Origin of the sequence: Allobosea caraganae (genome assembly GCF_003351345.1) — a bacterium.
In the GTDB taxonomy this organism is placed as follows: domain Bacteria; phylum Pseudomonadota; class Alphaproteobacteria; order Rhizobiales; family Beijerinckiaceae; genus Allobosea; species Allobosea caraganae.
Map to the genome: position 1 here is coordinate 1 of NZ_QQTO01000040.1, position 18658 is coordinate 18658.

At 67.9% G+C, this 18658-nt stretch carries 16 protein-coding genes and 1 pseudogene; 7 read left to right on the plus strand and 10 right to left on the minus strand.

All coding sequences use genetic code 11. The annotated features are described in order from the left end of the window. On the minus strand, positions 1-164 hold a 164-nt coding region (locus DWF00_RS30165; RefSeq protein ID WP_147283820.1), incomplete at its 3' end, for a helix-turn-helix domain-containing protein. Between the two features lie 407 nt (positions 165-571). Here DWF00_RS30165 and DWF00_RS27590 point away from each other — a divergent pair. The 3 genes and pseudogenes from DWF00_RS27590 to olsB form a co-directional block, all read left to right on the plus strand. Further along, positions 572-1477 (plus strand): annotated as a pseudogene (locus DWF00_RS27590) (YifB family Mg chelatase-like AAA ATPase); the annotation flags it as partial. A 339-nt stretch (positions 1478-1816) separates the two neighbouring features. Then, positions 1817-3916, plus strand: a complete 2100-nt coding sequence (locus tag DWF00_RS27595) for an ATP-binding protein (protein WP_114832207.1) — start codon at positions 1817-1819, stop codon at positions 3914-3916. 211 nt (positions 3917-4127) lie between these two features. Further along, complete coding sequence (gene olsB, locus DWF00_RS27600) at positions 4128-4970, plus strand: l-ornithine N(alpha)-acyltransferase (RefSeq protein ID WP_245974349.1); 843 nt, start codon at positions 4128-4130, stop codon at positions 4968-4970. On the opposite strand, the gene DWF00_RS27605 is transcribed toward olsB, so the two are convergent. From DWF00_RS27605 to DWF00_RS27615, 3 genes are all read right to left on the minus strand, one after another. After that, on the minus strand, positions 4958-5833 hold the full coding sequence (locus DWF00_RS27605; RefSeq protein ID WP_114832205.1) for an SDR family oxidoreductase: 876 nt from the start codon (positions 5831-5833) through the stop codon (positions 4958-4960). The genes olsB and DWF00_RS27605 overlap by 13 nt on opposite strands. Further along, complete coding sequence (queG, locus tag DWF00_RS27610; protein ID WP_281270198.1) at positions 5830-7005, minus strand: tRNA epoxyqueuosine(34) reductase QueG; 1176 nt, start codon at positions 7003-7005, stop codon at positions 5830-5832. Before queG ends, DWF00_RS27605 begins: the two co-directional genes overlap by 4 nt. A 101-nt stretch (positions 7006-7106) precedes the next feature. Further along, positions 7107-7799 carry a glutathione S-transferase family protein gene (locus DWF00_RS27615; protein ID WP_114832219.1) on the minus strand — a complete coding sequence of 231 codons (693 nt, stop codon included), beginning with the start codon at positions 7797-7799 and terminating at the stop codon, positions 7107-7109. Between the two features lie 352 nt (positions 7800-8151). Between DWF00_RS27615 and DWF00_RS27620 the strand changes: the two genes are divergently transcribed. Beyond that, complete coding sequence (locus DWF00_RS27620) at positions 8152-8949, plus strand: undecaprenyl-diphosphate phosphatase (protein WP_114832203.1); 798 nt, start codon at positions 8152-8154, stop codon at positions 8947-8949. 141 nt (positions 8950-9090) lie between these two features. Here the strand turns inward: DWF00_RS27620 and DWF00_RS27625 are convergent, their stop codons facing one another. From DWF00_RS27625 to DWF00_RS27650, 6 genes are all read right to left on the minus strand, one after another. Continuing rightward, the gene (locus DWF00_RS27625) at positions 9091-9840 is read right to left on the minus strand and encodes an SDR family NAD(P)-dependent oxidoreductase (RefSeq protein ID WP_114832202.1); all 750 of its coding nucleotides are present in this window, start codon (positions 9838-9840) and stop codon (positions 9091-9093) included. A 139-nt stretch (positions 9841-9979) separates the two neighbouring features. Then, positions 9980-11257 (minus strand): ABC transporter substrate-binding protein, encoded by a 1278-nt coding sequence (locus tag DWF00_RS27630; protein ID WP_114832201.1) that lies wholly within the window; start codon positions 11255-11257, stop codon positions 9980-9982. Positions 11258-11282: 25 nt separating this feature from the next. Further along, a complete protein-coding gene (locus DWF00_RS27635; RefSeq protein WP_114832200.1) occupies positions 11283-12212 on the minus strand; it encodes an NAD(P)-dependent oxidoreductase in 930 nt (309 codons plus the stop codon). Then, entirely contained in the window at positions 12212-13507 is a 1296-nt protein-coding gene (locus tag DWF00_RS27640; protein ID WP_114832199.1) for an ABC transporter substrate-binding protein, read from the minus strand. Before DWF00_RS27640 ends, DWF00_RS27635 begins: the two co-directional genes overlap by 1 nt. Before the next feature lie 11 nt (positions 13508-13518). After that, positions 13519-14817, minus strand: coding sequence for an ABC transporter substrate-binding protein (locus DWF00_RS27645; protein WP_114832198.1), 1299 nt, complete (start codon positions 14815-14817; stop codon positions 13519-13521). After that, positions 14789-15580 carry a FadR/GntR family transcriptional regulator gene (locus tag DWF00_RS27650; protein WP_114832197.1) on the minus strand — a complete coding sequence of 264 codons (792 nt, stop codon included), beginning with the start codon at positions 15578-15580 and terminating at the stop codon, positions 14789-14791. Before DWF00_RS27650 ends, DWF00_RS27645 begins: the two co-directional genes overlap by 29 nt. A gap of 248 nt (positions 15581-15828) precedes the next feature. On the opposite strand from DWF00_RS27650, the gene DWF00_RS27655 reads away from it, so the two are divergent. From DWF00_RS27655 to DWF00_RS27665, 3 genes are read left to right on the plus strand one after another with little or no spacing between them, the layout of a single operon-like run. After that, the gene (locus DWF00_RS27655) at positions 15829-16953 is read left to right on the plus strand and encodes a mandelate racemase/muconate lactonizing enzyme family protein (protein ID WP_114832196.1); all 1125 of its coding nucleotides are present in this window, start codon (positions 15829-15831) and stop codon (positions 16951-16953) included. Positions 16954-16956: 3 nt separating this feature from the next. Continuing rightward, positions 16957-17832, plus strand: coding sequence for a carbohydrate ABC transporter permease (locus DWF00_RS27660; RefSeq protein ID WP_114832195.1), 876 nt, complete (start codon positions 16957-16959; stop codon positions 17830-17832). Then, positions 17825-18658 (plus strand): carbohydrate ABC transporter permease, encoded by an 834-nt coding sequence (locus tag DWF00_RS27665; protein WP_114832194.1) that lies wholly within the window; start codon positions 17825-17827, stop codon positions 18656-18658. The genes DWF00_RS27660 and DWF00_RS27665 overlap by 8 nt, the downstream gene beginning before the upstream one ends.

Consider the following 18658-nt stretch of genomic DNA (forward strand, 5'->3'; position numbering starts at 1 on the left):
TCCTGGCGGACATAGCCGAGGCGGATCAGGTCGGCGAGAAGGCGATGCGCGCCGCTCTTGGGCAGGCCGATCTCATCGGCCACCACGGTGACGCTGACGCCGCCCATCCGGGTCGACATCATTTCCATCGTGCCCAACGCGCGGTCAAGAAGCGAAGCTGCCATAAAGTTTTCCTGAACAATATTCTTTTTGGAACACCGTTCAGTTTTTGAGTCAAGCTGTTATCTGACGATTCACAATGTCTCTCGTTGGGATGATCGATAAGCTCAACACTGGCTCGAGATGATGGAGGCTGCTCGGGGAATTGAGCACCGTCATGCAAGAGTTCATCGACGTAGAAGCGCCGACTTTCAGGGCATTCGAAATGAAATTCCCGTGTTCGCGGGCGTTTTCTGGAGGCGGTATGGTCACGACATTAGCCGACAGATTGGCTCTCTTAATGAGGCCGTTCAGATGATTTCACTCGCTTGCTGAGGTCAACTAAAGGGTTCGCGTAGTCGTCCTTGGGTCGACGCTTATGGCTATCGTCGGAACGTCGTTGGCCCTGGTCGACTGCGACAATAGTAACTTTGACATGCTGATGAACGGGCCGCCCGGCGCCGGCAAGTCGATGCTGGCGAGCCGCCTGCCCTCGATCCTGCCGCCGCTCTCGCCGCGCGAGCTGCTCGAGGTCTCGATGGTGCATTCCGTCGCCGGGCGTCTCGCCGACGGCGCCCTGACCGACCGGCGGCCCTTTCGCGCTCCGCACCATTCCGCCTCGATGGCGGCGCTGGTCGGCGGCGGCTTGCAGGCCAAGCCGGGCGAGGTCTCGCTGGCGCATCACGGCGTGCTCTTCCTCGACGAATTGCCGGAGTTCCAGGCGCAGGCGCTCGATGCGCTGCGCCAGCCGATGGAGACCGGCGACGTGCTGATCTCGCGCGCCAACCATCGCGCAGTCTATCCGGCCCGCTTCCAGCTCGTCGCGGCGATGAACCCGTGCCGCTGCGGCAAGGCGACCGAGCCGGGCTATGCCTGCCGGCGCCAGCCGAACGAACGTTGCATGGCGCAGTACCAGACCCGCATCTCCGGCCCGATGCTCGACCGGATCGACATCGTCATCGACGTCCCCGCCGTCACGGCGTCGGACCTGCTGCTGCCGGCGGCAAGCGAGGGCTCGGCCGAGGTCGCAGCGCGCGTCGCAGACGCACGGCGGGCGCAGACGCGGCGCTTCGAGGCGCTTGGGCTCGGCCATGTCACGACCAATGCCGCCTGCCCGGCGCCGGTGCTCGACCAGATCGCCCGGCCCGATAGCGCCGGCATGAGCTTGCTGCGCGACGCGGCCGACGCGATGCGGCTGACGGCGCGCGGCTATCACCGCGTGCTCAAAGTGGCGCGCACGCTGGCCGATCTCGACGGGGAAGCGAAGGTCGGCCGCATCCATCTGGCAGAGGCTTTGTCCTATCGCTCGCGGATCGATCAGGTCGCGCAGGCGGCGTGAGGGTTGCGTTCGGCGGGCCTCGGCCGGAGCAGAACCTAGCATTGCCTTCGGGGACGGCCCCACCCCGTCATGCTCGCCCTTGTGGCGAGCATCCACGCCTTGCGACGCTGGCGGCGGGCGCACTCAATGAAAGGTGGCACCCGGCCGCTCCCGTGTGAAGACGTGGATGGTCGCCACAAGGGCGACCATGACGACCGAGGCCCGTCTGCTCCGGGGATAACGCGGCGAGGCTTCCGCCAGACCACGACGCGGCTTGGTTACCAACTCATTACAAGTAAACGAAAACTTTGGCGTTGTTTCCAAGGGTTCCTCAACCCGCGGCTGGTAAGACCATAGGCCATGGAAGCCATCCTGCCGCTGCTCTGGGCCGCCCTCGCCAGCACCGCCGCCGTGCTGGCCGGCGTCGCCGCGTTCATGCTGCTGCGGGCGCGCAACCGCGTGCTGAGGCAGGCTGCGGAGCTGAGCGAGGACCTCGACAAGCTCAACGACCGGCTCTGGGCGCTGGCCGATAGCGAGGAGCGCTATCGCAGCCTGATCGAGGCGCAGGGCGACCTGATCGTGCGGCGCAACGAAGGCCGGATCGTCTATGCCAACGCCGCCTATGCGGCACTGCTCGGCGCGGGCGAGGCCGAGATCATCGGCAGCCGGCGCGAGCCGCGCCTCGTCGCCTCGCGCCCGGCGCAGGCACTCGAGGATGGCGCGCGCGTCTTCGACGAATGCATCGCCGCGCCCGATGGCGGGGAGCGCTGGATCTCCTGGGTCGAGACCGTCGTGCCGGTCGCGCTCGGCAAGACCGTGCTGCAGCGGGTCGGGCGCGACATCACCGCCAGGATCGCCGGCGAGCAGGCATTGATGGAGGCGCGCAGCCGGGCCGAGGGCGCGAGCGAGGCGAAGTCGCGCTTCCTGGCCACGGTCAGCCACGAGTTCCGCACGCCGCTCAACGGCATCCTCGGCATGGCCGACCTCCTCAACGACACCAGGCTCGACCCGGAGCAGACCACCTACGTGCGGGCGCTCAGAACCTCAGGCGAGGCGCTGCTCTCGCTCGTCGACGACATCCTCGACTTCGCCAAGGTCGAGGCCGGCAAGCTCGAACTCAACGAGGAGCGCTTCGATCTCGGCCTGCTGATCGAGACCGTCAGCGAATTGATGGCGCCGCGCGCGCAGGCCAAAGGCATCGAGATCGCCAGCTTCCTGGCACCCGACCTGCCCTCGCACCTGATCGGCGACGGCGACCGCGTCAGGCAGATCCTGCTCAACCTCGTCGGCAACGCCGTCAAGTTCACGGAAACAGGCGGTGTCGGCATCCGCGTCGGGCGCGTGGGCGAAGCCATCGAGATCAGCGTCGCCGATACCGGGCCGGGCATTCCGGCCGACCGGCTGCAGGCGATCTTCGAGGAGTTCGAGCAGGCCGACCAGACGGCCGCGCGCCGGCATGACGGCACGGGCCTGGGCCTTGCCATCGTGCGCCGGCTGGTGGCGCTGATGGGCGGCGAGGTCGCGGTCACCAGCCCACCCGGCGAGGGCGCGACCTTTACCGTCGCCCTGCCCTTGCCTGCGGCAAAGGATAGCGAGCCCGCCCCGACGCCGCCGGATTGGCGCGGCAAGCGCGTGCTGCTCGCCTGCGGAACGCCGTTTGGCGCCCGCTTCCTCGCCGAGACCGTCCGGAATGCGGGAGCCACGATCACGCTCGCGCCGGACGCAGCAGCGGCACGCGCGGCGTTGGCGGATCAGCCGCGCTACGATGCGGCGCTGATCGACCAGGAGCTCGGCAACGAGGATGCCCGCTCGCTGTCAGCGGCAGCGCGTACGGCCGGCGTCACCGACAGCCTGATCGTGCTCTCGCCCTTCGAGCGCCGGCAGTTCGGCTCGCCGCTCGCCGCCGGCTTCACCGGCTTCCTGGTCAAGCCGGTGCGCGCTCGCTCGCTCTACGAGCGCCTGTCGCCTGCACCCCCCGCCGTGGCAGCCGAAAGCCTGGCGTCGGCAGCCCCCGCGACGCAGCCCAAGGAGGCGGCAGCGCCGCGCCTCTCCGTGCTGGTGGCGGAGGATAACGAGATCAACGCCCTGCTCGCGACTAGGACACTGGAGCGGCTCGGCTGCGCCGCGACCTGGGCGCGCAACGGGCGCGAGGCGGTGGCGCTGGCCGAGGCGGCGCTGGCCGGCAAGGGGCAGGGCTTCGGCCTGATCCTGCTCGATATCCGCATGCCCGAGCTCGACGGGCACGCGGCGGCGCGCGCGATTCGCGCTGCCGAGGCCAGGTGCTTCGGCTCCCGCAAAGTGCCGATTCTCGCTGTGACGGCCAATGTCGCCGAGGCCGACCGGCGCGCCGCGCTCGCTGCGGGCATGGATGATTGCCTGGCTAAGCCATTGGAACGCGAGGCTCTTCGCGGCTGGATCGAGCAAATTGTGAGCAGCCCTGCCCGGGCCTTGAGCGCCTGACCGAAACGTCATAAGTCTGACGTAGTTCTGTCGCGATCTTGTAAGATCGACGGCGCTAGCGTTCCTAATGGCAAGAATCGACGGCACGGGGACGAAACGGGCAATGGCGTTCGATGTGTTCCGCGGTCTGCGGCAGCCGGCAAAGCAACTGCCGGCCGGGCATCCCTTGTTCTCGCGCTTCTCCCCCCTTGCCCAAATAACGAGCGATACGGTGCGCCGCTTCGGGCGCAATCAGGAGGGCCTCGACGGCACGCTCGGCCGCTCGGGCTCGCTCGAAGTGCGGCTTGCGCGGGGCCCGCGCGAGATCTGGCGGGCCCAGCGCCTGCGCTACCGGGTGTTCTACCAGGAGATGTCGGCAAAGCCCGACGTGATCTCGCGGATGTTCCGCCGCGACGCCGACCGCTATGACGGCGCCTGCGACCACCTCCTCGTCATCGACCATGCGGCGCGCGGCCGCTTCGGCGGCATCAAGCCGAAGGTCGTCGGCACCTACCGGCTGATGCGCGAAGGCGCGGCGGCCAGGCTCGGTGGCTTCTACACCCAGTCGGAATTCGAGCTGTCGGCGCTGACCTCGCGCCATCCCGAGCTGCGCTTCCTCGAGCTCGGCCGCTCCTGCGTGCTCAAGCCCTACCGCACCAAGAAGACGGTCGAGCTGCTCTGGCACGGCATCTGGGCCTATGTCCGGCACCACCGCATCGACGCGATGTTCGGCTGCGCCAGCTTCGACGGCACCGACCCGGACGCGCTGGCGCTGCCGCTGAGCTTCCTGCACCACCATGCCCGCTCGCAGGGCGACTGGCTGGCCCAGGCCCGGCCCGAGCGCTGCGTCGCGATGGACCGGCTGCCGATCGAGATGATCGACGCCAAGGTGGCGCTGAAGCAGCTGCCGCCATTGATCAAGGGCTATCTGCGCCTCGGCGCCCGCTTCGGCACCGGCGCGGTTGTCGACAGGCAGTTCGGCACCACCGACGTGCTGGTGATCCTGCCTGTGGCCGCGATCGACCAGCGCTACCTCACCTATCTCGGTGATGAAGGCCAGCGCTACGCGGCCTGACCTTCCGTCTTCGCCAGCGCCTGCAGCGCCTCGCGATAGGTCGGATAGCGCAGCTGATAGCTCAGCTCGCGCTTGATCAGCGCATTCGAGACCCGCTTGTTCTCGCCATAGAAGCTTGCCGCCATCGGCGAGAGCAGCTTGGCATCGAACGCGACCTCCGGCGGCGGCGCGACGCCGATCAGCTCGGCGGCATAGCTCACGACATCCTGCGGCGGCGCCGGCTCATCATCGGTGGTGTTGTAGATCGCGCCATTGCGCGGCCTGGCCAGCGAAGCCAGCAGCAGGCCGGCGATATCCTCGACATGGATGCGGTTGAAGACCTGGCCGGGCTTGATCAGCCGACGCGCCGTGCCGGCCCGCAGGTTGAGGATGGCGTTGCGGCCGGGACCGTAGATGCCGGAGAGCCGGAAGACCTGCACCGGCTTGCCGCTGCGCTCGCCCAGTTCGAGCCAGGCCTCGTCCGTGGCGAGCCTGAGCTTCGAGCGGGCGCTGGTCGGCCGGCACTCCGCTGCTTCATCGATCCAGGCGCCACCATGGTCGCCATAGACCCCGATGGTCGAGAGGTAGCCGATCCAGCGCAGGTTCGGGGCCGCAGCGAGTTCAGCACTGAGCGTGCGCAGGACGGGATCGCCCTCCTCGTCCGGCTGGACCGAGACCAGCACGGCGTCGGCCTCCGCCAGGGCAAGCGAGAGCGGGCGGGAGACGGCGAAGCCGCCGAAGACCAGCGTGCGGATACCCTCGCGGCTGAGATCCCCGGCCTTCTCGGCCGAACGCACCGTGCCGGTGACCTCCCAACCCTCGGCGATCGCGGCGCGCGCGAAGAAGCCGGCGGTGTAGCCGAGGCCGAAGATGACGAGCTTCATGCGGCAATGTCCGGTTCGAGCGCGAGCCATTCGCGGCGCACGTCATCGTCGGATTCGGTGGCAACCGCAGCAGCGGCACGGCGACGCGCTTCATCGGGCTCAAGCCTGATCAGCGCCCAGGCGGCCATGGCGCGCACCAGCGGCGAGGCATCGCCGACCAGCGCCGCAGCGCTTTCGGCCAATTCCGGCCGGCCGCTATTGCCGATCGCGATCAGGACGTTGCGGATGAAGCGGTCGCGACCGGTGCGCTTGACCGGCGTGCCGGCGAAGAGCGCGCGGAAGGCCGGGTCGTCGAGCTTTGCGAGCTCCGCCAGCGGCAGTGCGTCGAGTTCGCCCCTGAGCGCGAGGCGCGTCTCCTGCGCGGCCTCGGCGAACTTGTTCCAGGGGCAGACGGCGAGGCAATCGTCGCAGCCGAAGACGCGGTTGCCGATGCCGGGCCTGAGCGCCGCATCGATATGGCCCTGGTGCTCGATCGTGAGGTAGGCGATGCAGCGGCGGGCATCGAGCTGGTAGGGCGCGGGAAAGGCGTCGGTCGGGCAGATGTCGAGGCAGCGCCGGCAGGAACCGCAATGGTCTGTTTCCGGCACGTCGGGCGGCAGCTCGGCTGACGTATAGATCGCGCCGAGGAAGAGCCAGGAGCCGTGCTCGCGCGAGACCAGCACGGTGTGCTTGCCCTGCCAGCCCAGGCCGGCGGCCTCGGCCAGCGGCTTCTCCATCACCGGGGCGGTGTCGACGAAGACCTTCACGTCGGCCCCGGCGCGCGCGGCGAGCAGGCCGGCGACGCTCTTCAGCTTGCCCTTGATGACGTCGTGATAGTCGCGCCTGCGGGCATAGAGCGAGATCGACGCCTTGTCGGGCTCATTGAGGATGGCGAGCGGATCGCCCTCTGCGGCATAGTTCATGCCGAGCATGACGATGCTCCTGACCTCGCCCCAGAGCGCGCGCGGGTCGGCGCGTTCGGCGACGCGTTCCTCAAGCCAGCTCATATCGCCCTGATAGCCGGCATCGAGCCAGGCCTGGAGGCGCTGCGGCGCGTCGGGGATGGCATCGGCCGAAGCGACGCGCGCGACGACGAAGCCCTCGGAGCGAGCGCGCTCGACGACGGCCTGCTTGAGCTTTTCGCCACGGCTTGGACTGGCCTTCCTCCAGCCCTCATCCTGAGGAGCAGGCAAAGCCTGCGTCTCGAAGGATGCTCCAGCGCGCGCTGGAGCATCCTTCGAGACGCCGCTGCGCGGCTCCTCAGGATGAGGGCTCAGGGTGGCCGCCCGGTCCTTCAGAAGTCCAGGTTGTCGTAATGCGCGCTCGGCGCCATGCCCGGCACCCGGTCGCTCAGCAGCGGCCGGAAGCTCGGCCGGGATTTGATCCTCGCGTACCATGCGCGCGCGGCCTCGTCCTCTTCCCAGGGCACGTCGCCGAGATAGTCGACGCAAGAGAGATGCGCCGCCGCGGCGAGATCGGCATAGCTCAGCTCGCTGCCCGCAAGCCAGTTCCGCTTGGCGGTGAGCCAGGCGATATAGCGCAGATGATAGCGCACATTGCTGCGCGCGGCGCGGATCGCGCTCATCTCCGGCGGGCCGCCGCCCTCGTCCCGGCCCATGAAGCGCTTCATCACCTTCTCCAGCACGAGCGGGCTGGTGATCTCGCCATCGAATTTGAGGTTGAACCAGTCGAGCAGGCGGCGGACCTCGACGCGCTCGGCCGGGCCCTCCGGCAGCAGCCGGCGCTCGCCCAGGCCGAGGCCACGGGTCTCGTCGAGATATTCGGCGATCGGCCCGGCGCCCGGCACGGTGAAGCCGTTATCCTCGCGGAAGACGGGCGTGGTGCCGGCCGGATTGAGCTCGAGGAACTCGCGACGGCGTTCCCAGACGCGCTCCTCGATCAGCTCGGCCTCGAAGCCGAGCTCGGACAGCACGAGCCGGATGAAGCGCGAATGCGGGCATAGCGGGTAGTGGTGAAGAATCGCCATTGCACTCTTGGAAGGGACAGGTGCGGCCGAAACAGGGCCGGGACAAACTGAAAGGCAGGGCGAGACGCCGGGGCCTCCTATAGTCCCGGCTAAGGGGGCTCACAACCCGCCGGGGCGCCATTGCGGCAATTGGGCAGGGTTGCGTTGGGAGAGTGGTAACCAATTTGCAAAGAGCTTGGTTCCATACCCCCATGGGGTTTACCAGTGCCCCCGCGCGGCGCTGAGTCGTCACGAGCCCGATCACGTCAGGCATACGCCTGACGTGTGAATCGGTCTCGATCCAGCAGTTGGAGCATGATGTCGCCCGAAAACCGCTACGCACTTTTCGGCATCATGCTCTAGGAAACCGGCCATGCAAAACCTGATCGAAGCCATCGTTCTCGGCATCGTCGAGGGGCTTACGGAATTCCTGCCGGTCTCCTCGACGGGGCACCTGCTGCTGCTGGGGCATTTCCTCGGCTTCGAGTCGAACGGCAAGACCTTCGAGATCCTGATCCAGCTCGGCGCGATCCTCGCCATCCTGCTGGTCTATTTCCGGCGCCTGCTCGACATCGCCATGCGGCTGCCCACCGATCCCGGCGCGCGGCGCTTCGTCATCGGCGCGCTGATCGCCTTCCTGCCCGCGGCGGTGATCGGCGCGCTTCTCGGCGGCTTCATCAAGAGCGTGCTGTTCAACCCCGTACTGGTCTGCTGCGCGCTGATCGCCGGTGGTCTCGTGCTGCTGGTGGTCGACGAGCTCGAGCTCGAGGTGAAGCACACCGACGCGACCAAGTTCCCGCTGCCGATGTACCTGAAGATCGGCGCGATCCAGTGCCTGGCGATGATCCCCGGCGTCTCGCGCTCGGGCTCGACCATCGTCGGCGCGATGCTGCTCGGGGCCGACAAGCGCGCCGCGGCCGAGTTCTCGTTCTTCCTGGCGATGCCGACCATGGCCGGCGCCTTCACCTACGACCTGCTGAAGAACTACAAGAACCTGACCTCCGACGACATGACGCTGATCGTGGTCGGCTTCATCGCGGCGTTCTTCGCGGCGCTGTTGGTGGTCAAGACCTTCCTCGACTACGTCTCGCGCCGCGGCTTCACGCTGTTCGCCTGGTGGCGGATCATCGTGGGCGCGGCGGGGTTGGCCGGGCTGTGGGTGTTCGGCTGAACGCCGGCTTTCACTCTCCACCGTCATGCTCGCCCTTGTGGCGAGCATCCACGTCTTAGCCACGGTCCTTCATCAGCGAAGACATGGATGGTCGGGACAAGCCCGACCATGACGGGGAAAGCGTTGCGGCCGAATTCTCGGCTACAGCCGTAAGCCGCCATCGACCGCGATCTCGGCGCCGTTGATATAGGCGCCCTCCTCCGAGCAAAGCAGCAAGGCCACGCCGGCGCAGTCGCGGGCTGAGCCTAGTCGCGCCAGCGGGATGCGGCCGAGAACGATCGATTCATAGGCCGGGTCGGTCAGCACCGCGCGGTTGCGGTCGGTCAGGATCGCGCCGGGCTGGATGATGTTGCAGGTCACGTCCGGCGCGCGCAGCGTGCGGGCGAGGTTGAGGATCATGTTGGTCTGCGCCGCCTTGGTCGCGGCGTAATAGAAATGCGTCGGGTTGGGCCTGGCTTCCTGGACGCTGCCGATCGCGATGATCCGCCCGAAGCCGCGTGCCACCATGCCAGGCAGGAAGGCCTGGATCAGCCTTACGGTGGCATGGAGGTTGATCTCGGTCTGCGCCGCCATGGCGTCCTCCGAGAGCTTGTCCCAGGTCTCGCGGGTCTCGACGGAGGCGCAGAGCACCAGGATGTCGGGCAGGTGCCCTTCGGCCTCCAGCACCTCGCGCATGCGGGCCGGCGCCGCCGGCTCGGCCAGATCGGCGATCAGCGGGCTCGCGGACAAGCCCGCGCCATGCAATTGCGCCAGCGCCTGCTCTGCCGCCGCCGCATCGCGATCGTGGACGACGAGATGCGCGCCGGCCTGCGCCAGCCTTTCGCCGATGGCGAGTCCGATGCCGCGCGCAGCGCCGGTGACCAGCGCGGTGCGCCCGTGAAGTGCAGCCATATCTCTACAATGCTCTCTGATCAGACAGGATCGCCTCGACCAAAACCGTCATTGCGAGCGTAAGCGAAGCAATCCAGGGGGTCTCGCGCAGTCCCCCTGGATTGCTTCGTCGCTACGCTCCTCGCAATGACGGCTTGCCTCAGCCCAGCAGAGGCTTCACGCGCTTGACGGCGTCGTCCATCGCCTGTTGTGCCGGCTTGATACCAAGCACCGCTGCTTGAGTCTCCTCGATGAAGATGTCGTGGGCGCGGGCCTGCTCGTCGAAGGCGGGCAGGTGGATGCGGCTCGCCTTCAGTGCCGCGGCCTCGTCGGCGGCATAGGGCATGGCCGCGATCAGCGCCGGGTCGGCATAGGTCGAGACGCGGGTCGGGCCATTGCCGTTCAGGGCCATCGCCTTGGTGCCGGCCTTGGAGGAGAGCGCGCGGATCAGGTCCCAGCTCAGCGGTTTCTGCTTGGCGTTCTTCGGGATGGCCAGCGACCAGTATTCGACGGTCGGCGCGAAACTGACCTTGCCGATGAGGTCCGAGGCCATCGGCGGCAGCAGCGACTTGAAGCGCCCGCCATACTTGCCCTTGCTGGCGTCGTTATAGGTCACCAGTCTAGCGAAGGGGTTGATGGTCATGGCCGCCCTGCCCTGCTGCATCCAGCTGGTGATCTCCTCGTTGTTCACTGTGGCGAAGCTCCGCGGCAGCACGCCGGCCTTGTAGAGCTCGGCCAGCGTGGTCAGCGCCTTGACCATGCCGGGCTCGGCCGCGACGAGCTTGCCGTCCGGCGTCATGTAGTCGCCGCCGAGGCAGCGGGCCAGCGTCAGGAAGTTCGAGGCGAAGACGGCGGTGAAGGCGAGGCCGTAGACCTGCGTGCCGTCGTCGCGCTTGAAGGTGAGCTTGCGCGCCGCCTCGATCAGCTCCTCGAACGTCGCCGGCAGCTTGACGCCGCGCTCCTCGAGCAGCGCCTCGTTATAGATCAGCGCGTTGGTGGCGTGGCGGACGGGGATGCCGTGCAGGGCGCCGTCCAGCTTGAGCGGCGCGATCAGGCCGGGCGCGAAATCCTCCGGCGATTCCAGCGCCGCCTCCTTCATCAGGCCGTCCAGCGGCTCGAACAGCCGGAGGTTGCGCGGCACGGCGCGGCCGTTGAGCAGGTAGCCGACATCGATCGAGGTCTCGCCCAGCGTGACCTCGCGCAGCAGCCGCTCGTGGATGGCGTTGTTGTCGCCGAAGGTGACCCAGTTGATGCCGGCACCGGATTGCTGGCGCCAGGCCTCGGTGGCGTCGCCGCCCGGGCCGGTGGTGGCGCAGGTCTGGTGGACGCGGTGGCCGAGCGCGGTCAGCGTCTTGGCCTGCGCCAGGGACGGAAAGGCCGCGAGCGCAGCGGTACCGGCGGTTCCGGTGAGCAGGGTGCGTCGGGAAATGGCGTGCATGGTGCCTACCTCGCAACGTTCGGTTTCAGGCCGCGGCGGTCTGTTCGCTCAAGCGGATTTCGACCCCGGCGCGCTCGCTGACCAGGCGCAGGATGCTGGTGAAGTCGTCGCGCGGGAATTGCTCGGTGGTCTCGTCGAGCAGCGCCAGCACGGCCGTGCCGAGCGTGAGCGGAACGCCGATCTGCTCGGCGAGCTTGGTGGCGAGGCGCTGGTCCTTGCGGGCGAGGCGCGACATGAAGCCCGGCGAGAAATCGCCGAGGAAGGCCTTGCCCGGCATCAGCTTGTGCAGCCAGGCATTGTTGGTGCCGGTGCCGCCGCTGATCTTGACCATCAGGTCGAGCGGCAGGCCCGCCTTCAGGCCGATCGTCATGGCCTCGGCAATGGCGCTGACGATGCCGGCCGAGAGGAAGTTGTTGACGAGCTTCATCGCGGTGCCGTTGCCGAGCTCGCCGCAATGCGTGATCGTATCGGCCATCCGGCGCAGCAGCGGCTCGACCTCCTGGAAGACCGCGAGGTCGCCGCCGATCATCAGCGCGAGCGTGCCGGCCCGGGCGTTCTCGACGCCGCGCGCGACCGGGCTGTCGATCATCCGGATGCCGCGCGCCGCGAGGCGAGCGCCGACGCGGCGGCTGGTGACCGGGTCGATCGTGCTCATGTCGACATAGATCAAGCCGGAGGGCGCATTCGCCTCGATGCCGTCAGGGCCCAGCGCCGTCGCCTCGACGTCCGGCGCATCGGGCAGCATGGTGATGACCACGTCGCTCTGGCGCACGAGCTCGGCGATGGTCGCGGCGCGTTTGGCGCCGGCTGTCTGCGCCTCGGCGAGCGCGGCTTCGCTGAGATCGAAGACCGTCAGCGGGTAGCCGGCGCGCAACACGTTGAGCGCCATCGGCAGGCCCATCGTGCCGATGCCGATGAAGCCGATCCGGGCGGTGGGAGACAAAGTGGCAGCCATCAGGATTTCACCATGGGTTCGACGCGGCGCTTGAGATCGGCGAGGCCCTGCTCGGGCGTGACCTGGCCAAGGGCGACGGCCTGGACGGCCTGAGCGAGGGCATCGCCGGCCTCGACGGCACGGTCGAAGGCGGGCAGCGGCGGGCGGGCGACGGCCAGCACCTGGGCCTCGGCCGCGGCATAGGGCACGGCGTCCTTGACGCGCTGGTCCTCGTAGGCCGAGGCGCGGATCGGGCCGTTGCCGTTGAGGGCCCCGCGGATCACCGCCTCCTTGGCGGTCATCGCCTTGACCAGCGACCAGGCGAGCTCCTTGTTGCGCGAGTTCTTCGGGATGACGAAGGACCAGAACTCGGTCGTGCCGACGATGGCCCCAGTGCCGAGATCGCGCGAGGCCGGCGGCGCGATCGCGCTGATCTTGCCGGGAAACTGGCTCTTCTGCGGGTCGTTGAAGGCGAAGTACCGGCCAAAGGCGAAATGGCACATCGCCGCCCGCCCGGCCTGCATCTGGGTGATGACCTCGTCCTGCTTGAGCGTCGCGAAATTGCGCGGCAGGGCGCGCGCGGCGTAGAGGTCGCGGAAGACCTCGAAGGTCTTCAGCATGCCGGCCTCGTTGGGCAGGACCTTGAGGTCCTCGCTGATGAAGGGCGCGCCCCAGGCGAGCGACAGCGTCACCATGTTGACGTAGCTGACGCCCTCCATCGCGAAGCCGCTGACCGGCACGCCCGCGGCATTGGTGAAGGTCGTCGCCTTCGCGACCTCGATCATCTCCTCGATCGTCTTCGGCGTCGCGACCTTGCGCTCGGCGAGGATGGCCTCGTTGACGTGCAGCCCGGTCGTGGCATGGCGGAACGGGATGCCCCTGATCGAGCTGTCGACGCTCAGGGCCTTGACCATGCCCGGCGCGACCCCGGCGAAGTCCTCGATCGGGTCGCTCTTCTGGAGCGCGTCGAGCGGCTCCATCAGCCGGAGCACGCGGGGCACGGCGAGGGTGTTGACGACGAAGCCGAGGTCGAAGCTCGTCTCGGAGAGGCTGGCCTCGCGCAGCAGGCGCTCGTGCAGCGGCGCGACGTCGAAGGTCGCCCAGTTGACGCCGGCGCCGGTCGCCTTCGACCATTCGCCGATGATGTCGCCGCCCTTGCCGCCCTCGCCCGTCAGGACGTTGCGGTGGACGCGGTGGCTGATGATGTTGAGCGACTTGGCCTGCGCCCGCACCAAGGCGGGCATGGCCAGCACCGGGAGCGCGAGCGCGGTCCCGGCCAGAAGCGCGCGGCGCGACGGCTGGTGAAGCTTCGTCATGACACCCTCCCCTAGGCCGGGAGCAGCGGCTGGACGCGCTTGACCAGCGAGGCCATCGCCTCCTCCGGCGTCTTCATGCCGAGCACGGCGGCCTCGGCCTCCTCCTTGAACAGGTCGCCGGCGCGCGCCGCCTCGTCGAAGGCCGGCAGCGGCACGCGCGCCACCTTCAGCACCTTCAGCTCCTCGGCCGCATAGGGCACGGTCGCGGCGAAGCCGGCATCGGCATAGGTCGAGGCGCGGACCGGGCCGTTGCCGTTGAGGGCGGCGCCCAGCGTCGCCTGCTTCGAGGACATCGCCTTGATGAAGCTCCAGGCGAGGTCCTTGCGCTTGGAGTTCTTGGGAATGCAGAGGCCCCAGAACTCGACCTTGGCCGGGGCGGCATCGTACTTGCCGGCCAGCGTCTTCGAGGCTGGAACGGCGATCGTCTTGATCTTGCCGGGGAATTTCGACTTCTGCGGGTCGTTGTAGATGCGGTTGCGGCCCATGCTCTGCAGGCTCATCGCGGCGCGGCCGGTCTGCATCCAGACGTTGACGTCCTCCGTGGAGAGCGTCGCGAAATTGCGCGGGAAGGCGCCGGCCTGGAAGAGCTCGCGCAGCAGCCTGATCGCGTTCAGCATCGGCGGCTGGTCGGCGACGCATTTGTAATCCGGCGTGATGAAGTCGCCATCCCAGGCGCGGGCGATGTCGATGACGTTGGGATAGGTGACGCCCGGCATGCACAGGCCGACCACGGCGGTGCCGTCGGCCCTGCGATAGGTGCAGGCGCGGGCCATCTCGACCATTTCCTCGATCGTGGCCGGGGGCTTGCTGAAGCCCTTCTCGGCCAGCAATTCCTCATTGTAGTGCAGGCCGGAGGAGGCGTGGCGGAAGGGCACCGCGACCTGCTTGCCGCCGACCTTCATACCCTCCATCAGACCGGGGAAGATGTCGGCGGCGTCATCGAGCGGATCGCGCTTCATGAAGTCGTCGAGCGGCTCGAACAGGCTGGCGGCGCGCGGCACGGCCTGCGTGTTGAGCAGGAAGCCGACATCGACCGAGGTCTCGCCCAGGCTCGCCTCGCGGAACAGGCGCTCCTGCAACGGGCCGGTGTCGAAGGTGGTCCATTGCACCGTGGTGCCGTTCTTCTCGCACCATGCCTTGGTGATGTCGCCGCCCTGCGCGCCGGTCGCGACCGTCTGCATGACGCGATGCGCAAAGAGGTTGAGCGGCGCGGTCTGCGCCAGCGCGGCTGCGCTGTCGAGCCCGACGAAGCTCAGTCCGACGAAGCCTCCGAGGACCTGCCTACGGTCCAGCCCTGTCCCTGCTGTCATTGTTGTCTTCCTCCCGGATTGTCGCGATTTCCGCGATGGCGGCTTCAGCCGCTTCGAAATGCTTGCTCATGGCTCGCTCGGCCCATTCGGCGTCACCGGCGCGAATGGCTTGAACCACCTCGACATGGCGCTCGTAGGTCTTGCGCCAGTCGCCGGTGTTGCGGGTGCTCCGCGAGTTGAACAGCTCCATGATCTCCCGATTCAACGGGCGCAGCGCCCGGATCTGGAGGTCGAGCAAGGTGTTGCCGGCCGAGGCGGCGATGGCCTCGTGGAAGTCGAGATCGGCCTCGATCCAGCGCGGCACGTCGGCCCAGGAGGTTTCGAGCCGCTTCAGGATCTCGGTCAGCCTGATGACATCGGCCTCCGAGCGGCGCTCGGCGCTGTAGCGCGCGATCGGCGGCTCGAGCACGCGGCGCAGCTCGACGGCCTCGGTCAGGCCGGTCTTGCTGCCGCGCACGGCGAAGCGGAAGAAGCGGTCGAGCGGAGCGGCGTCGAGCGCCTGCACCCGCGTCGGCTTGCCCTGCTGGATATGGACGACGCCCATCGCCGCGAGCTGGCGGATGGCCTCGCGCGCGATCGGCTTGCTGACGCCGAAGGAGGCGGCCATGCGCGCCTCCGAGGGCAGCAGGTCGCCGGGCTTCAGCCGGCCGTCATGGATCGCCTGGGTGATGCGCTGGATCAGGGCGTCGCCGAGCCGCGTCGGCACCACGTCCGCATCGGCGAACGGGTCGTCCTCGATCAGGGCGGCAGCAGCATCGGTCATTCACAAGCTCCAAAAGGCCATCGAGAACCCTCAGCCCTCATCCTGAGGAGCCATTCCCCTTGGAATGGCGTCTCGAAGGATGCTTCCAGCGCGCTCTGGAACACCCTTCGAGACGCCGCTTCGCGGCTCCTCAGGGTGAGGGCTGTGTTTCCAAACAGCCTGCAACGACATGATTGACAGATGCCAGCCAAGTTGGCAACTGTTCAACCTATCAGATAAGTTACCGTCCTGGGGAGGACGCCATCGCCATGCCGGCTCGCAGCATCTCGCAGATCGTTGCCTATCCGCTGCGCGCCGTGCTGGCCAAGGTCCAGCGCACCTCGCAGGGCGATTATCCCGCGATCGAGATCGTAGTGGTCGAGGTCACGACCAGCGACGGCATCACCGGCTTCGGCGAGGGGCTGTGCCGGCGCGGCGCGGCCGGCTATGCGCGGCTGATCGACGAGGCGCTCTCGCCGCGCCTGATCGGCAAGGACCCCGCCGACCGGCGGGCGCTGTGGAAGCTGATGCGCGGCGCACTCTCCGGCCAGCCAGGCGGGCAGATCGTCGAGGCAATCTCGGCCATCGACATCGCGCTCTGGGACATCGCCGGCAAAGCCGCGGGCGTGCCGATCCACAAGCTGCTCGGCGGCATGGGGCGGACGCAGGTTCCCGCCTACGCCTCCTCGATCAACTGGCTCGACGACGCCACGGTCGAGGGCGAGGTCGCGGCCGCGCTGAAGGCCGGCTTCCGCGAGATCAAGGTCAAGCTCGGCCACCCGCTCAAGGACGCGATCGCGCGGGCCAAGTTCGTGCGCAAGCTCGCCGGCGACGAGATCGCGCTCTATGTCGACGCCAACTGGGCCTATGACGTCGACGACGCGCTGATCGTCGGGCGGGCGTTGTCCGATCTCGGCTACGGCTTCTTCGAGGAGCCGATCGCGCCGCATGACCGCGCCGGCTATCGCCGCCTCGCCCAGCACCTGCCGATCCGGCTCGCCGCCGGCGAGAGCGACTATGTCGCCTCCGAGGCGCTGGCGATGCTGCAGGAGCGCTCGCTCGGGCTGATCCAGCCCGACGTGACCCGCTCCGGCGGCATCACCGAGACCTGGCGCATCGCCGAGCTGGCAGCGAGCTTCAACACTGCTTATGCGCCGCATGTCGGCTGGTCCGGCGCGATCTGCGTTGCCGCCAGCCTTCAATTGGCGGCGGCGGCCGAAACGCTGCGCACCTTCGAGTGCATGGTCTACGCCAACCCCCTGCGCGACTCGTTCACGCATCCGGTCGTCGGCGAGGGCAGTCAGCTCGTCGATGGGCAGCTGATCGTGCCGCAGGGGCCGGGCCTGGGCATCGAGATCGACCGCGACATGCTCGCGCGCTACCGGATCGCCTGAGCGATGCAGCAGCGCTCGGTCCTTCCCGCCTTCGCCCTGGTCTCGCCGGTCCAGATGATGGTCGGCGGCGTCATCTTCCTGCCGGCGATCTACGTGTTCTGGCTCAGCCTGAACCAGTCCTCGTTCGGGCAGGCGGCGACCTTCGTCGGCCTCGCCAACTACGCCAAGGTGCTGAGCGACCCGTATTTCTGGCGGGCGCTCCTCAACACCGTCATCGTCGTCGCCATCGTCGTGCATGTCGAGCTCTTGCTCGGCCTGCTGATGGCGCTGTTCTTCGCCTCCGGCATCCCCTTCCGAGCCCTGATGCTCGCGATCGTGCTGGCGCCCTATGCGGTCTCCGAGGTCTCGGCGGTGGTGATGTGGCGCTACCTGTTCGAGCCCGATGTCGGGATGATGAGCCAGCTTCTCGGCGCCATCGGCCTGCCGCCGATCGAATGGTCGGTGAACCCGTCGCACGGGCTTCTCATGGTCTGCCTGCTCTCGATCTGGCTGCACCTGCCGTTCAGCTTCGTCATCCTCTATGCGGCGCGCCTCGCCATTCCCGGCGAGCTCTACGAGGCCGGCCAGATCGACGGCGCCTCGGGCTGGCGCGCCTTCCAGCGCATCACCTTGCCGCTGCTGATGCCGGCACTGCTGATCGCGGCCCTGTTCCGCTACATCTTCGCCTTCCGGCTGTTCTCCGAGGTCTGGCTGATGACCGGCGGTGGCCCTGCCCGCACCACCGAGGTGATGGCCGTCTACCTCTATCTCGAAGCCTTCCGGTACAACTCGTTCGGCGCCGCAGCCGCCACCGGCTGGCTGCTCGTGCTCGCCTCGCTCCTGCTCGCGCTGGTCTACCTGCGCGGGCTCTACAGGGAGATGTTCGGCAAGCATGCGTAAGCGCTCCCCCCTCATCGCCCTGCTGAAGCTTGCCGGCGTCCTCGTCATCGCGGCCTGGTCGCTGGTGCCGATCGGGCTGATCGTGATGTCGTCCTTCAAGGCCGACCGCGACATCTTCTCGGTCGCCTCGCGCTTCAAGTTCGAGCCGACGCTGGCGAACTACGCCATGCTCTGGAACCGCTGGGGCGACTTCTTCACCGGGCTCTGGAACAGCCTCATCGTGACGACGGGGGCGACCGTGCTCGCCGTCGCGGTCTCGCTGCTCGCCGGCTACGCCTATTCGCGCCATGCCAGCAGGGCGCTGCAGGCCAGCGCCTTCTTCCTGATCTTCATCCGGCTGATCCCGCCGATCGTGATCACGCTGCCGCTCTTCCCGGTGGTGAACTGGCTGAAGCTCAACGACACGCATTTCATCCTGATCCTGCTCTACGCGACCTTCTTCGTCTCGCTCGGCACGATCGTGATGCGGACCTTCATCGACCAGATCCCGCGCGAGCTCGACGAATCCGCGATGATCGACGGCGCCTCGCAGTTCCAGATCATCCGGCGCGTGATCTTCCCGCTGGCAGCGCAGGGCATGCTCGCGGTCTCGGTCTTCGTCATCGTCTACGCGTGGAACGAATTCCTCTTCGCTTTCATCTTCACCACCACCAAGGCCAAGACCGCGCCCTTGGTCGTGGCGGAGATGATCGGCGCGGTCGAGGGCGTGGAATGGGGGGTGCTATTCGCCGCCTCCGCCATCCAGCTCCTGCCCGTGCTCGCCTTCGTCATCCTCATGCAGAAGCATCTCGTCGCCGGGCTCACCGCCGGCGCGGTGAAAGGATAG

Bases quoted from the DNA above. Each gene is read 5' to 3' on its own strand.
- DWF00_RS27645 (WP_114832198.1), bottom strand. From the start codon at position 14,817: ATGACAGCAGGGACAGGGCTGGACCGTAGGCAGGTCCTCGGAGGCTTC.
- DWF00_RS27635 (WP_114832200.1), bottom strand. From the start codon at position 12,212: ATGGCTGCCACTTTGTCTCCCACCGCCCGGATCGGCTTCATCGGCATC.
- DWF00_RS27655 (WP_114832196.1), top strand. From the start codon at position 15,829: ATGCCGGCTCGCAGCATCTCGCAGATCGTTGCCTATCCGCTGCGCGCC.
- DWF00_RS27640 (WP_114832199.1), bottom strand. From the start codon at position 13,507: ATGACGAAGCTTCACCAGCCGTCGCGCCGCGCGCTTCTGGCCGGGACC.
- DWF00_RS27630 (WP_114832201.1), bottom strand. From the start codon at position 11,257: ATGCACGCCATTTCCCGACGCACCCTGCTCACCGGAACCGCCGGTACC.
- DWF00_RS27660 (WP_114832195.1), top strand. From the start codon at position 16,957: ATGCAGCAGCGCTCGGTCCTTCCCGCCTTCGCCCTGGTCTCGCCGGTC.
- DWF00_RS27605 (WP_114832205.1), bottom strand. From the start codon at position 5,833: ATGAAGCTCGTCATCTTCGGCCTCGGCTACACCGCCGGCTTCTTCGCG.
- DWF00_RS27650 (WP_114832197.1), bottom strand. From the start codon at position 15,580: ATGACCGATGCTGCTGCCGCCCTGATCGAGGACGACCCGTTCGCCGAT.
- DWF00_RS27625 (WP_114832202.1), bottom strand. From the start codon at position 9,840: ATGGCTGCACTTCACGGGCGCACCGCGCTGGTCACCGGCGCTGCGCGC.
- DWF00_RS27620 (WP_114832203.1), top strand. From the start codon at position 8,152: ATGCAAAACCTGATCGAAGCCATCGTTCTCGGCATCGTCGAGGGGCTT.
- DWF00_RS27665 (WP_114832194.1), top strand. From the start codon at position 17,825: ATGCGTAAGCGCTCCCCCCTCATCGCCCTGCTGAAGCTTGCCGGCGTC.
- DWF00_RS27615 (WP_114832219.1), bottom strand. From the start codon at position 7,799: ATGGCGATTCTTCACCACTACCCGCTATGCCCGCATTCGCGCTTCATC.
- DWF00_RS27595 (WP_114832207.1), top strand. From the start codon at position 1,817: ATGGAAGCCATCCTGCCGCTGCTCTGGGCCGCCCTCGCCAGCACCGCC.